The following is a 14670-nucleotide window of genomic DNA, read 5'->3' on the forward strand; positions in this document are numbered from 1 at the left end:
GGTGGGCCCCAATTGGTTAAAAGCCAAATAAGACATACTGAAAACACTATATTTATCCATAAACCAACCAATATAAATCCACTTATCCCTACAAACCCACATTTTATGAGATTTTATAATATTTAAATTACTACTAATTTTAAGAATATACCTCAATCTCACTGCCCATCTCTAGATATTTTTGTAGTTTCTGAATTATTATAAACTTGACCGGTTAGTTCAGAGATACCAATGATCCAGCCTGACTCGTGCCTAGATTACGCCCCTACTCTCGACAAGCGGCGATACACGCCGGGCGCAAGACCTTATCTGCCCTACGGCAGTCATGTAGCCGATTCAATAGAGCGCTGCCTGTTGTTTTTTAGCCCCCCAGGACTTCTTCAAGAAACCGATATCAACCGTCTGCGGCAAGAGGCATTGCATGCCAGAACATTTGGCAAGGACATACCAGACACCAATCGGAGCGACATTCACCCCATAAGAGCCGAGATTGCCAAGCAGTCACCCATCTATTCCTGCCTGGCAGAGTACGCAGTAACCCCAGATCACATTGAAGTTGAAGAGTCATTACCCCCTGGCAAAACTGTCGGGGATATTGCACGTATAGCGGCACTCATTACCTACTTAGACCTGAAAACGCCTACTCGACTTGATCCGCACGAATTTGCAAATTTCTCCCGCAAGATCAGCCGAACTGCACCAGAGGTAAAAGTTCTTTTATTTAACGCTTGTGGCGACATTTTCTCAGAATTTTTTGACGTCAAAAACGCTATTCACCACCTGAATACCACTTTTGCAAACACTCACACCGAAACAGCTCAGCGAGCAGATATCGTAAGACTTTCCCAAAAGCTGATAGATATCCTGCACTTTTTAGAACCCATGATTGAGTTACGCCGTGAGCTCATCAAAAGCCACGAACCCGCCGATGAAACCCTCGCAGAAATAAAAGATCGGCTGGCCTCACAATCAAAGGCAGGCAAGGCTCACCCAGATTCTGAGCTCGATGATGAAGAGACTGGCACAGCCTTGTTTCACTTTGATAGTGAAAATGAGGAAGGCGCGAGTTTTACCGCAGTGATCGATGAAGAGCCGCAATCTAAATCCTCAGCCTCTCTAGCCGAATATGGCCAGTGGGTGCATTTCACCGACATTCTCAGTGGCTCAGGAAGACAGCGGGCCACGGATCTTGAGGCTCAGGCCACTTACCGATACCTGAAAAACATGACGCTGGACTCAGAGCATATGGAAGCCGCCAGGTGGCTAACGATGGTCGGAATCTGCAATATGTGCGGATATGAGCAACTCGCGAACATCATCAAATCCCCGGAGAAACAGGTAGGAAACGGACAAATTCAAGAGCTAAAAATACTGAATAATGACGTAACTCTCCTGATTAAACACCCTGTCGCAAGCAAATTAGCCAAGTCAGAATCCAGCACCGTAGATGAGAATCTTAATACCAATTTTGAGCTATTTACCCACATCCCCAGCCACATCAATAGCAAAAAGGCACTCGAAATTGTCAAAAAAACCGATGTTGAGAGCCTGAAAAACGCCAAAAAGGCCTTACGCAAGCTCATCAGAGAAAACGCTTACCGCGAATTTACAGAAAACCGCCTTAAAGGCGCACTCATCCACAAAATTTTCCAAGAAAATCATGACGTTCAAATCGCTCAACTACTGAGTAATGAACGACTTGGATTGAACTATGCCGCTCTTCACTATATTGCCAAAACCAATACAGAGCTTCAGGAAAAATTAGCCCGAGCGAGACTTTTGGTATTTGGGGGCCGCCTCTCCTCAAGCTCCAGCTATGAGCCACCACGACACATAGTAGGCTCCAATAAGGCCATTGAAAATGGGAACGCCCTTATTGCTTGCAGCGAATGGTTTTGCAAGAAGCGCCAAGAGGTGAATTCGCGCGGTAAACAGGCTTGGCATACCCGGCACAACAATATCGCACTCACTACCCAGCACATTCTCTTTGTCAGCACCGCCCATCGAGGAAACAAAGATTTCGAGCAGCTCAGGCTCACAGACTTATCCCTCTCTGCAGGGCTTATCCTCTATTCTGACAAACCATCTGACGTGTCCATATTACGTAGGCTCACCACATTATCCCCGATGGTGGTGAATTACCTTTGCCACTATCTTGAGCATCTAATCTCCCTAACCAAGATTCGGAATATTCCTATTCCCCGTCACATACAACTCACTGCCATGCGCGCACTATCCTCAGAGGGGCCGCTGTTTTTTCATGTAGATGCCGACAATGAGTTCGCAACTGACGTGATAGATCCGCTTGAAACTATTAGGACCTTGGCGCCCAGTGTAAGTCGAGATTTTTGCCGGCACTTACAAAGCACCGAAATGCGAGCTCTCAATCCCCCTCCTTCCGCCCTGATGCTGGAAACGCACTTAGGGCATAACCTCCAACTAACCCTAACAAACAGGAACGGATTACTCGCGCCGCAGGATTTGAGTGTCGAAATGGGACCGTATATCGATCAATGGCTCAGCAACCACAACTACCCACCCAGCAAGCCGTGCAAAATTCCAAATTTGACTGATTTCTTACCCAAAAAGCCAGATTTATTAGCCAAACAGGTTTATGACAAAGACACGACCCAAGCGCGCAATTTATTGAAAACAGAGTTTAAGGACAGTACACAGAAATTGTCGCTAAGAAGACAGATCGATCTCCTAGCTCTTGGCTATGAACATCAGATGAAAAATGCAGCGGATAAAACACTGTCTACCGAAAAAATAACCAAATTGCGGGCCGAGCTTATAAATCAACTACCTCACGATGTTTTTGCCTGGGCATCCGCTTGCCGATTACTTGCCAAAAAAGTCCGACTCATACATCGACAGAATAACTGGCCCCTACCCAAATCAGTTAGCTTGGATTTTATCTTTTCCCCACCCACAAAAATCACCCAAGGGCATTTCGCGGCCTTTGAACACTTCAAAATCTTGCGAGATCAATTCATCAAAATTGTCGACCAACCCATCGAAAAATCCTCTCTTTTCACTCTCTCGGCGGCAGCATTGGTGCTTTTTCATCACTGCAACTCCTTTGCCGAAGCCAAACAATGGCTATCAATACTCAGCAAGGGGAACCCGCAAGAAACAGAAAAAAACGGAAATGGATTTCTTTTATTTAATCTGAGCGAGGCCGAGGGAAGCCGAACCATCACAGGCATCCCTCTTATTATTATCACCTCGTGGCTGAGATCCAGAAGAGGGAAAAATAGAATTAACCTAAAAAAAATTGGGCTCCCATCTGAAAAACGTATTGAATCCCTGACACACCTTGCTCGAGAAATCGAGCTACCAACGGCATTTACAAAAGTTATCAACGGGACATTGGTCACTCGGGAGCTACACGCATCCAGACTAAAAGCATTCTTGCATGGAAGTTGCTCACCAAATGCCGATGTTGTAACCCATTCAACACAAGAAGGACGTCGACGACGTGAGATCGACCCCGCACCAGACAACCCACTAAGCAGATCCCACTTTATTCACCTCCGACGCCTAATCCAATCAGGAACAAAAACCCACACCACTGAGGTGAATTGCAAATCTCGAATTTCAATGATCAATGATTGGATCTATAGAGAGAAACTTGATGGGCTTCCTCTACTCTATGCCCAGTGGGCCATTTCCCTCTTAAGCCCTGGCGCTAATCGCAAAACCACCTACGACTTGGTAGAAAAAACTGTACTTGATCACTTGCGTCATGCACTTACAGTGCTTGTTGATCTCAAAAACGACTATTTAGACCCCGAATTCAATGAAGAGCTTAGTGATTTACTAAACGCCAGAATCGAAAAAATACACACAAGCCCTGATCTCTGCGCAGCCAGCACATATCGTTTTTTTGTCGACATGGGCAAAAAATACCTGCTACCCCAGGTCTCGATCCAGACAGTGAGAGACTCTCAAAAGAACATTGATGCGAGCGTGATTACAAACGCCGAGATAAGTGTTGCTCAAAACCATTTACAGAAATGGTCTGAACTCGATGAAATTCCACCCGCATACCAAGAGGCTCTTTTCCAAGCTTCTGAGGCACTAACCCTAAACTGCCGAAATACAGGTTTACGCCGCAGCGAACTTCTCGGAATGCCACCAATCAATTCGGGCAACATAAAAGTTCGTCTCAATTCTGTAACGAAGTTGAAAACAGACAACGCATATCGAAACTGGACAGTGTCTGAAAACCTCCCACTGCCGAGTGGCGATCCACATTTTCAATTTCCAGGGCTGGCCAAATCTGCAACCAGCCCATTCGCAATGAAGGCCGTCAAAAACGCCCTTCAACTCGCCACAGCCAACCCGAACAGTCAGCTTCACCACTCCAGGCACACTGTAGGCAGTATGGGTGCGCTGGCAGTTTGCCGAATACAAACAGGCTCAGAACGTCTTATCTCTGGCGCCAAATTGGCCGCCCAACTCGGGCATGCCGGTTTCGAAATAACCCTGCATTACTACAGCCACCTAACCCGCCACGCTCTGGCAATGAGAGTCGCAGATAATGTTTTTTTACTGAGCGACAGGGCAATCTCAAATTTGCTTGGAGGAAGAAAGCAAAGCGTCAACCAGAGACGCCGTAGATATAAAGACGCTCCAGGCCATTTTATAGCTGTTTGTATAAATGAAAGTAATTCATACGTTAAAGAAAATATAGAAGTGAATGCGCCGACTAAAATCTTCCTGGAAAAACCCAACTATCTTCCGACAGAAGTCAGCGATTTAACGCCAGCAACCTGTGCTCGGTGGATTTATGACCGAATGATTGGAACCCCAATCAACTCACCAAAATCACTTGTTCATTTCCCCGACCATATCAATCACGAACTGTTAGTGGCTGCAAAGAATTTCGAACTGCAATCACACTCCAGACTAATTAATCTGCTGAATTTGGAATCCGACATCTCTACCATAGAGGACCCCCAAACACACTCAAAACTTCGGAGAAGGCGAGCTCGCATACCAAATAGAGACATTCTGGCCAGAGTATTAAATCTGAAAAATAGCAAGCCTATTTCCCCCTCGCTGCTACCCCAGCTGTCACACATACCCTGGGTAGGAAACAACATAATCACTATTCGATTGAGCCTTGAAGATGCAGAGGAGCTGGAGGCCTTCTTGTCAGAGGTTAAGGCAGACTTAGCGGTTAACCAAACTCAACCTGAAAGCTATCAGATACATACAAAAAATTGGGAAAGCCGCCAAATCACGAACAAGATATTTCGGATACTAATCCTTGCCAGTATTTTGCTAAATCATGTGACTAGAGACACTCTACAATAGAAAAATTTTTCTCTATGATTTTCAAGTAGTTAACTATAATTTCAAATCAGGCCAAGAGAAAATTTGCCAAATGCAAAAAAATATCACAAGTTTTCTTGAAAGCTCCGCAAAGACCATGCTATAGTAATATTATAGAATTTTATTGTTTACATGGCGAAATATATTGCTATCCTGATTCGTATCTAATACGGATCAGGATACAAATATGCAACCTCCCACCGTCAGCCTTACCTTATTGTGCAGATCTGAGGTAAGCCCAAATTGGCTGACAGAAACACTAAGCAGCTGCCTGGGTGGCATAAATATCTATACCAGTCTGATAGATGTGGAGCCGGGCCACATTATCATTGGGATTCAGGAAGCGCCGCCATACGCCAACCAGCAATTTTCTCTGCAGTTTGACAATAACCTGGCAGAATCCGTGGATGGACTCTTAACATTTCTGGCTACTAAAACCCCTCCCAACTCCCAACAACGTCAAGCCATTAGCAATTTATCGCGCGCTGTCACACACATTGGAAAACGGCCGAACGATCTCATCCCAATCGCCAGCCCACAGAACAGAAAAAAAGAGGCTGAACGAGAAAAGCCCATAGACCACCAATCTGATGACAAAGCTATGGGTAGAAACGCCCCTAGTAATACATTTGACCCTACCGATAGCTCAACCCTAGACAACGGAAACGACCCGCAAATAGATTTTGCAATAGTGGACACGCCAGATAGAGCTCAATGGAAGGGGAATGTTCTGGAAATTCTTCTCAGCAAAGGAAAAATCATTGTTAATGTCAGCGGTATTGGCAAAAAAACGATTATTTTTGACCAAAATATGAAAAATTTTTCGCGCCCAATAGAAGTTGACATCGACGTACTCCTAACGCACGCAACCGATGGAAAAATGACTGCAATCGGCTCAGCTGATTTCCTGATACTCATCTTAGAAAAGCTGATTGAGTCTTGGAAATCAGGGTTAAAAAAGCCAATTAACAAACTCTAAAATCACGGAGAACCAGGGGCGATTCAGAGAGTAAAAATAGGGGGAAAATGAAAACACAGAGTCTAATAGTCCCATCCATTTCTCCGTCCAGCTCCGTTCTTCGATGTGTGCATTATTTGACATTTATGCGACATGTATCGATTGTATACATACACATGTAGCATTTTCAGGCAGACTGGGTAGCGTGCAATGAATAAACCCGATTGGCCCATACGGTGGGATTTACTACTGCGCTATCGATTGATCGAAATCGTGGCGCTATGGGAAGAACGGTTAATTACCAATTTTATTGAATGAGGTAAGCGGGCTTTGTTTCTGAAGAATGCTAGAGCAGCTTTGGGCATACCGAATGGATAAGTTCATTTTATATGTCCATATCGCGGCACATTTCATCTATTTGTCATTTTGTTTTTACCTAATTGGGTCAGCTCTTTTTAGTGGCACACCGTTGGGTGCTCTCTTTGCGTGTATCGGCGCAGGATATTTTAACCCAGTAATTCAAGGCATTTTCCCCCTAAACAGCGCCAAATATGCAGCTGAAGTGTTGAATAGCACATTCCACTCATCTCCCCACATATCAACCACTCCCCAGCAATCGCTCCCGGCTGTCGTTAGATACATTATTTGATATTGCCCGCTACATGTATAAATTGTATACATACATCTACCATTTTTAAGCAGTCTCTCAGGAGTTAAGGGACTACTTCAAAGGGCAAAGCATGACGCATACACGAGGTGTGACCCAGATTAACCTATGCCGCCACCCTTATCTTTTCTCTCCTTTACAGCCAGGCCTTATTTTCCGATCCATCACAGAAGTCCAAAACAACTGGTCATACTTACTCTCTAACGCTCTAGCAATCCCTGACTACCCCGACATCACCGACGCAATAATCGCCATATCTCTAATGTCATCAATCGAGCAGCCCCGAGACAAATCCATCCATGGATTCTCCAAACCTTGGAGAATCGGGCCCAAAGCCTTCGCACCACCAATACGCTCGGCTATCTTGTATCCGATATTCCCTGCATCCAGATCAGGAAAGATAAAGACATTGGCCTGCCCACTCACAGGTGAATCTGGCGCCTTACGCCTGCCTATCTCGGGAACAAAGGCGGAATCAAACTGCAGTTCACCGTCGACTAACAGTGAGGGGTCTATATTTTTTGCTGCCTGAAGTGCCGCACGGACTTTCTCCACCCGAGCGTGTTCTGCCGACCCCCTGCTGGAAAAGGATAGCAACGCCACTCGGGGAGTATCACCCGTCAAGCGCTGGTGATTTTTCGCGCTCGTAACGGCAATTTCGGCTAAGACACTGGCGTCTGGCTCAGGGTTTACCGCGCAATCTCCAAATGAACAGACTCGCCCATCGGGGAGTTCCATAAGAAATATACTGGATACCAGCTTGGAACCCGCCGCCATGCCAACGCCCTGAATACCTGCCCTCAGCACATCGGCAGTTGTCGCAATTGAGCCAGAGACTGCGCCATCCACATACCCTAGTCTGAGCAATACTGCAGAGAACAGGAGCGGGGATTTCATTGCCAGTACAGCGTCGCGTTCTGTGATTCCTTTCTTGGCTCGTAACTGAATAAATATTTCAACGGCCCGTTGGCGCCAGCTTGCTTGATCTGAGCATTCTTCGAATATCTCAACACCTTCATGGAGCTCAACAGCATCGGGGCGCTTAAGAAGAACCGGTTTCACATATCCGTTTTCAGCCAGAGAGTTAACGGCTGAAATAACTCGTGCATCATCCTGCTCAGGGAAAATAATTTTCTTTTGATTTTTAAGCGCGTATTGCCTGAGACTTTCAAGAATACCTGTCATACAGCCTGCTTCACCACAATAATTAGACTATTATCAATACTCGTTTCACTTCGATTAATCAGATGACCCGAAGTGATTTCTATATAAGAGGACATGCAAATACATCGAAACACCCAAAACAATCGATTCAAAATTATTTTTTTAGAATCGCTGTCGTCAGCCTTGCAGCACATATTGGCAAGCCGTCTTCAGATTCAATATTGATACTCCACACATGCAAACGCGAGCCAATTTTTAACGGCGTCGCAATGCCAATCACCGCTCCACTTTTTATGCCATTCATATGCGTTGCATTGATATCAACACCCACTGGGTAATGATCCTCGTCGCATGCCAACAATGAGCCGACAGAACCCAGTGTCTCAGCCAATACACACGAAACACCACCATGCAAGATTCCGTATCCCTGATGCACCCTCGACTCGATGGCCATCTCTCCACGCACACTATTGTTCTCTACGGCTGTAATTCTGACACCTAACACGCCGTTCGCTCGCCCCTCGCCGGCGGCATTAATTTCGTCCAGGTTAATATGTCGTTTCCACAAGCTTTTCATTTTTATTCCTTATAACGAAAAAAGCGGCCACGAGGACCGCAAATGTTGAGGGCATTTTTTACTTCAGAAGTTAAGCGGCAACCTTACCACCGGCAACTTCAGCACCTTCAAACCAATTCGGCCAACCTGCCTTTTCATTTTGAACCTTCGCCAGTTCACGTTCTTCACTACTAGCAAACTCCAGGTCCCAACGCTTCAGAGCAGGCTTGATAATAACGTTATTCCAAATCGGGGGCACCAGCGCACTCAAGAAGCAGATAAATACATTTGGCATAACGATAGCTGTCGTGTCGGGTTTCAATTTGTAGTACGGTGTATAGGCATTAAGGTGGTGATCTGCATGGTTTGTGATCTCAAAGGCCACTACACGGGTGATTGGACCGAGGTGGTTCCACACATGGCGACGACCAATTGGCTTGCCGGGGACTCTCACTTGGCCGTAATGCTGAAAGTAGTTGAAGGTTTCCACCCACAAACGTGAAAGTAATACAGCACCAACAGTACACAGAAGAGCGGGAAGGCCACCGATCAAGAAAATAATTGCTTGAAAGATTAGCTGAGCGAAGATGGCTGGCCACATGCGGTGCTTAATCGAAAGACGACTCATGCCCCGCTTCTCAAGCGCATCGCTCTCCAGACGGAACGCGCAAATAGTGCTGTGATATACCGCTGGCAATGCGAAGTTATATAGCGTTGCACCCCGAGCCGCTGTATCACTATCAAGAGCGGTACCTACATCAAGGTGGTGGCCAGACATGTGTGCAATATTGCGCGTACAATCCAGGTAAACCACCTGGCAATAAGTACCGATTAATTGCCGCATCGCGCCACGCTGATGGTAAAGTTCATGGGCAGCCGGTACGACTACGATGACTGATAGCCAGGCAACAGAAATGGTCGCACCAAACATCTCAAAGCCACTCAGTGAGCCTGTGCCTATTTTCCAAGCCAGAATAAAGAACAGGCAGGGACCGGCAACCGAGCTGATCCAAATCGGAATATTGGCAAGGCTGCGATTGTTAATTTTACGTTCCTTCAAGTCGACCGGGAGTAATGAATCTAGTATCGCCATAGCTGGCAACGACGCTATGCCCACCCAGACGTAAGGACCACCAACAATAATTCCCGCCGCAGCGACTAACTGCAGAAGCGGTGACAGGTAATAACGCAAGTAGTCAAACATTTCGCAACCTCTTATTACTATAGTTCAGCCGATGAAACGGCAAATTGAATAACATTGGGATGGCCACATGCTTTTCAGGCCATGTTGCAAGTATGAGTTTGTCACAGATAAAATACAGGTCATTAATGGCCACTAGGGAGTCATATTGAGCCATTAGTGCTCAATATTTCTACAAAGACGGACGCAGCCGAGACCCGACCCAAACATGGATTCCTTTGATACCGACCTGAAAACGCCTTCCATCCCTATAACTTATTCACGTATTGCCGCGAGGGTACTTAAGCTCTCAGAGAAAAATCTGGAGCAGCTTCTATTTAGAACCGGTTTGACAACTGAGCAATTTTTACAGGACGAGTTTCTGCTAAACTCAAAACAACAACTAGCGATTTACAGTAATGCCCTAGACATTTCAGGGGATGAAGCTTTTGGCCTGCACTATGGCCAACAGCTCACGCCAGCCACACATGGCCCGCTCGGCTTTCTTGTCTATAGTAGCCCGAACTTATTCGCGGCCCTTGAAGCCTTTCAAGACTATTTACCACTGCGCATGCATCTCACTCAATTGGACATCCAAACTACAGACAAGTGGATTGAATGCAGATTACTAATCAGTCCAGCGGTAACGGAAAAGGTTTACAGAATCTACTTTGAGGCCTTGAGTCTCGCGGCGCTCTCAATCATTGAATCGATTTTGGGCAGGCCGCTGCATGAAGGCTCACTCAGCGCATCATTTTCGGCGCCGAGTTACCAGAACCGATACAAAGTGTTTTATCCCTGCAGTATTAAGTTCTCTGAGCCTGAAAACATACTTCGTATACCCAAATCGCTTATCTATACGTCGAATGCGACCGCGAATCACGAGAACTATGAACACGCCTTGCTGCAATGCCGCGAACTCATTGACAAACTGAGCTCCTCACCCAACACAACCCATACCCAGGTGAGACGTATCCTGCTGTCAAACACAAATCACCAATTGTCAGAAAATGAGGTGGCAAAGGCGCTATTCATAAGTCGTCGAACCCTGGCACGGAGGCTAGAGGAGGAAAACACCTCTTTTAGACAAGTCCGAGATACCGTATTGATCGCGCTCTCGGAAAGCTATCTGTCTAACACTACAATGTCGGTAGAAGCCGTCGCGCAGCTTTTGAACTATCACGATGCATCCAACTTCAGGAGAGCATTCAAGCGCTGGAAAGCAATCACCCCAGAGACCTTCCGGGCGCAGCTAAATGATCAGAGCGACGTAAGCTGATACGACGCTATTCACTTGGTACGTTCAACAAGTCCCAACGAAGCCATTATCAACTACGATCTTATCCCTCTCTGACGCTCTGACCCTAAAGGCAATCCCGCCATCTGTCTGCCACCCGGAAAACTCCAGGGGCTCACCGGGAAACACCACCGAACTGAATCGAAGCGAGTGTGATGCCATACGTTTCACATCGTAATTTAGGGCTTTACGCAGAACAGACAGACCGCAAACGCCGTAAGTCAATAGGCCATGGGCGATTGGCTTTGGAAAGCCTGCCTTGCGCGCAAGTTCGGGATCAATATGAATAGGATTGCGGTCACCGTTAAGTCGGTAAAACATCGGCGCCCTGTGATCGAGATGAATGAGATCGACAAAGTCGGGCTCGCGCTCAGGCACTGCGCCGAGCACTGGGGGCTGAGAACCGAAACTTCCGCAACCACCGTCACCGCGTAAAAAGTACATCGACGTTACCGTGCAGAGAAGCTCATCATTCACTGCGTCGTAGAGCGTTTTGTCGAAATACATCAACGCTCCCTTGCCTTCACCTTTGTCGACTACGGCCGATACGGCATACTCCGCTCTGACCTTCCCCGCAGGCGGCAAAGGCCTGTGAATGGTCATTCGCTGCTCGCCGTGCAAGAGTTTCAAAACATCGACATCGAGGCCAGGACGCGTCATCCACATTCCCGGATGCGCCAAAACAACCGCAAAACTTGGCAGACAAACAAGGTCCTTCTCGTAGGCAAAGCCCAGTTCGCCCAAATCATCAGGATTTGCGCAGGCGCCAATACTCAGGGCGTAGAGCATTGAGTCTTTGTCGCTATATTCGATTTCAACCGAATCCAGCTTACAAGCTTGTAGTGCGTCTAAATTCATTACCCTTCCTATACCTAGGCTTCCCAAGAAGCCGTACCTGAATCCGCCCGCAAAACAAATAGCATAACCATATTAAGCAAACGAACTATACCAAGAACTTTCGGATAAAATCACCTAGTTTCCGAAGGCAACCGCAAAATATAGCGCTATTCGCATAACATACAGCGACAAATCGGCATTTTTCATCGTAAATCTAGACAAACCAACCAAGCACAATGTAAGCTACCATTATAGTTCGCATGTTAACGATTATTTATAACCATTTTCCCAAGAGAAGCCAGCGATGCCCAATCTCCTAAAGGACAAAGTCATTATTGTTACCGGCGCGGGCCGGGGCGTAGGCCTTTGTATTGCTGAATACTGCGCTCAACAGGGTGCCAAGGTCGTGGTCAACGACCTAGCTCGAGACGAATCAGGCAAGCCAACAGCCGAATACGTTGTTCAGAGTATCGAAGCTGCCGGGGGCACCGCACTCCCCTCCACTGACAATATCGCAATCCCCGCTGAAGCCGAGCACCTGATCAACATCGCGATAGACAACTGGGGCCGGATCGACGGGCTGGTTAATAACGCAGGTATCCTGCGGGACAAAATCTTTCACAAGATGTCGTCCGAAGAGTGGGAGCAATCGATTCAAGTGAACCTGAGTGGCTGCTTTAACACTGCAAGAGCAGCCGCTCCGTTTATGAAAGAGCAAGCATCTGGCTCTATGGTTCACATGACCTCCACCTCTGGACTGGTAGGCAATTTTGGTCAAGCCAACTATGCCGCCAGCAAAATGGGGCTGGTTGGACTGTCCAAGTCTATCGCCCTGGATATGCAACGGTTTAATGTGCGCTCCAACTGCATCGCCCCCTTCGCCATGACGCCCATGGTGATGGCCGGCATTCCGCGGGAGTCGGAAGAGGACGAAGCGCGCTGGAAAATCATTGAGCGAATGGAGCCGGAAAAAGTAGCGCCTATGGTTTGCGCCCTACTCTCCGATGATGCCAGCCATATCACCGGTCAAATATTCGGTGCCCGCGCCAATGAGGTCTATTTCTTTAGTCAACCCAGGCCCATTCGTACGGCCCACATTGGCGATGAAGAGGGAATCACCGCAGAAGCGATAATTGATCGTGTTTTCCCAATGTTTAAGGATGATTTTTATCCACTCGATCGCTCGATGGACGTGTTCACTTGGGATCCGGTTTAAGGTCTGTTTATTGAAAACACTGAGAGTATCGGCAATGACTAAAGGCAGCGCGAAAAGAAAGAACAGCGCGATAGGCACACGATCTTTTGGCGCCTACGCTTCTCTACGCAGCCTGGGACTCAGCCATAATCTCGGCAGTGTGCCCTACTATCGCGTATGTTCAATCAGCATTGTGGGACTGGACGGAGCGTAAGCGATTACTATGACCCATCTGAATATCGACACGCTGATCGCCAGTCTACCACCCGGAGAAAACGTGTTCCTTTCCGGCAGCGCTGGCGAACCTTCAACGTTGTCTGAATACCTGGCAACACACCCTGAGGCAGCACCGGGAGTAAACTTCCACTGCAGCTTTATTCCCGGCGTAAACAGCCACAATCTTGCCGTGCCGGGACACCGGACAATGGCGGTGAGCTTCATGCAAGGCGGCTATTACAAAGACTATATCAATGGCGATGTGCGTTTCCACCCCGGCGCTTATTCCACCACCCAGCTGCGTCTCGCCCGACCCGGCCAGATAGACACCCTGCTGCTGCAGGTCTCACCACCGGATGAAAACGGTCAATGCAGCCTTGGACCTCACAGTGAATTTATTCCGGGCATTCTCGGTAACAAGCCCAAAATCCTTGCCGTGATCAACTCCAACACACCGGCTCTGCCCGGTGCGTCGTCTATCCCTTTCGCGGCGATATCCGCCTACTTCGAAGACGATAGCGAACTGCCCACCTACGATGCGGGCAAGCTCAACACCGTATCGGAAAAAATCGCCAACAATATCGCCGGCCTGATTCCCGATGGCGCCGCCCTGCAATGCGGTCTGGGCAAAATACCCAACCAACTCATGCTTGCGCTTTCCTCCCATAAAGGACTGAGAATTCACAGCGGTATGATCAGCGACAGTATCGCCGTTTTGCTGGAAAATCAGGCGCTGGCAGAAGATGCTCCAATTACCACCATCGCCGCACTGGGCAGTCGGGAGTTTTATCGCTTGCTGCCCGATATCCCCCGGCTGGAGATCGTCGGCGTGGAGCATTGCCACTCGCCAAACATCCTCGCGAGCATACCGAAATTATTTGCGGTGAACTCCGCATTGGAAGTGGATCTGAGTGGACAGGTCAATGCCGAAACCATCAACGGCAAGCCTGTCAGTGGCCCAGGCGGATTGCCTGACTTTGCCGCTGCAGCCAGCCGGGACCCCGAAGGCCTGTCCATTATTGCTCTGCCAGCCACTGACCCCAGCGGTGAAATTTCCAGAATCGTAGCGCAATTACCACAAGGCAGCCGGGTCACCGTTCCCCAATACCATGTCGATGTCGTTGTTACTGAATATGGCAGCGCTCTGCTGAGGGAAGCAGACCTGAAAACCCGTGCAAAACGACTTATTGATATCGCCGCCCCGGAACACCGCGAGCAATTACAACAACAGTTCGAACACCACCTAAAGAGGTAACA

General features: G+C 47.7%; 9 protein-coding genes. 5 read left to right on the top strand and 4 right to left on the bottom strand.

Annotated elements, in window-relative coordinates:
• Positions 1 to 231 precede the first annotated feature (231 nt).
• Together B3K78_RS14620 and B3K78_RS14625 are read left to right on the top strand one after the other, a co-directional pair.
• Positions 232 to 5325 carry a hypothetical protein gene (locus tag B3K78_RS14620; protein WP_286696018.1) on the top strand — a complete coding sequence of 1698 codons (5094 nt, stop codon included), beginning with the start codon at positions 232 to 234 and terminating at the stop codon, positions 5323 to 5325.
• 205 nt (positions 5326 to 5530) lie between these two features.
• Positions 5531 to 6322, top strand: coding sequence for a hypothetical protein (locus B3K78_RS14625; RefSeq protein WP_286696019.1), 792 nt, complete (start codon positions 5531 to 5533; stop codon positions 6320 to 6322).
• A gap of 868 nt (positions 6323 to 7190) precedes the next feature.
• Here B3K78_RS14625 and pta read toward each other — a convergent pair.
• The 3 genes from pta to B3K78_RS14640 form a co-directional block, all read right to left on the bottom strand.
• A complete protein-coding gene (pta, locus tag B3K78_RS14630) occupies positions 7191 to 8153 on the bottom strand; it encodes a phosphate acetyltransferase (RefSeq protein ID WP_286696020.1) in 963 nt (320 codons plus the stop codon).
• Between the two features lie 133 nt (positions 8154 to 8286).
• Positions 8287 to 8709, bottom strand: a complete 423-nt coding sequence (locus B3K78_RS14635) for a hotdog fold thioesterase (RefSeq protein WP_286696021.1) — start codon at positions 8707 to 8709, stop codon at positions 8287 to 8289.
• 70 nt (positions 8710 to 8779) lie between these two features.
• The gene (locus B3K78_RS14640) at positions 8780 to 9892 is read right to left on the bottom strand and encodes an alkane 1-monooxygenase (protein WP_286696022.1); all 1113 of its coding nucleotides are present in this window, start codon (positions 9890 to 9892) and stop codon (positions 8780 to 8782) included.
• 205 nt (positions 9893 to 10097) lie between these two features.
• Here B3K78_RS14640 and B3K78_RS14645 point away from each other — a divergent pair, with 205 nt between their 5' ends.
• Complete coding sequence (locus B3K78_RS14645; RefSeq protein ID WP_286696023.1) at positions 10098 to 11147, top strand: AraC family transcriptional regulator; 1050 nt, start codon at positions 10098 to 10100, stop codon at positions 11145 to 11147.
• Between the two features lie 24 nt (positions 11148 to 11171).
• Here the strand turns inward: B3K78_RS14645 and B3K78_RS14650 are convergent, their stop codons facing one another.
• On the bottom strand, positions 11172 to 12023 hold the full coding sequence (locus B3K78_RS14650; protein ID WP_286696024.1) for a MaoC/PaaZ C-terminal domain-containing protein: 852 nt from the start codon (positions 12021 to 12023) through the stop codon (positions 11172 to 11174).
• Positions 12024 to 12306: 283 nt separating this feature from the next.
• On the opposite strand from B3K78_RS14650, the gene B3K78_RS14655 reads away from it, so the two are divergent.
• Positions 12307 to 13218: an SDR family oxidoreductase gene (locus B3K78_RS14655; protein ID WP_286696025.1), complete on the top strand. Its 912-nt coding sequence runs from the start codon at positions 12307 to 12309 to the stop codon at positions 13216 to 13218.
• A gap of 202 nt (positions 13219 to 13420) precedes the next feature.
• Positions 13421 to 14668: an acetyl-CoA hydrolase/transferase family protein gene (locus B3K78_RS14660; protein WP_286696026.1), complete on the top strand. Its 1248-nt coding sequence runs from the start codon at positions 13421 to 13423 to the stop codon at positions 14666 to 14668.
• The last annotated feature ends 2 nt before the right edge of the window (positions 14669 to 14670 follow it).

This window comes from Spongiibacter sp. UBA1325, from assembly GCF_002306875.1.
Taxonomy (GTDB): Bacteria; Pseudomonadota; Gammaproteobacteria; order Pseudomonadales; family Spongiibacteraceae; genus Spongiibacter; species Spongiibacter marinus.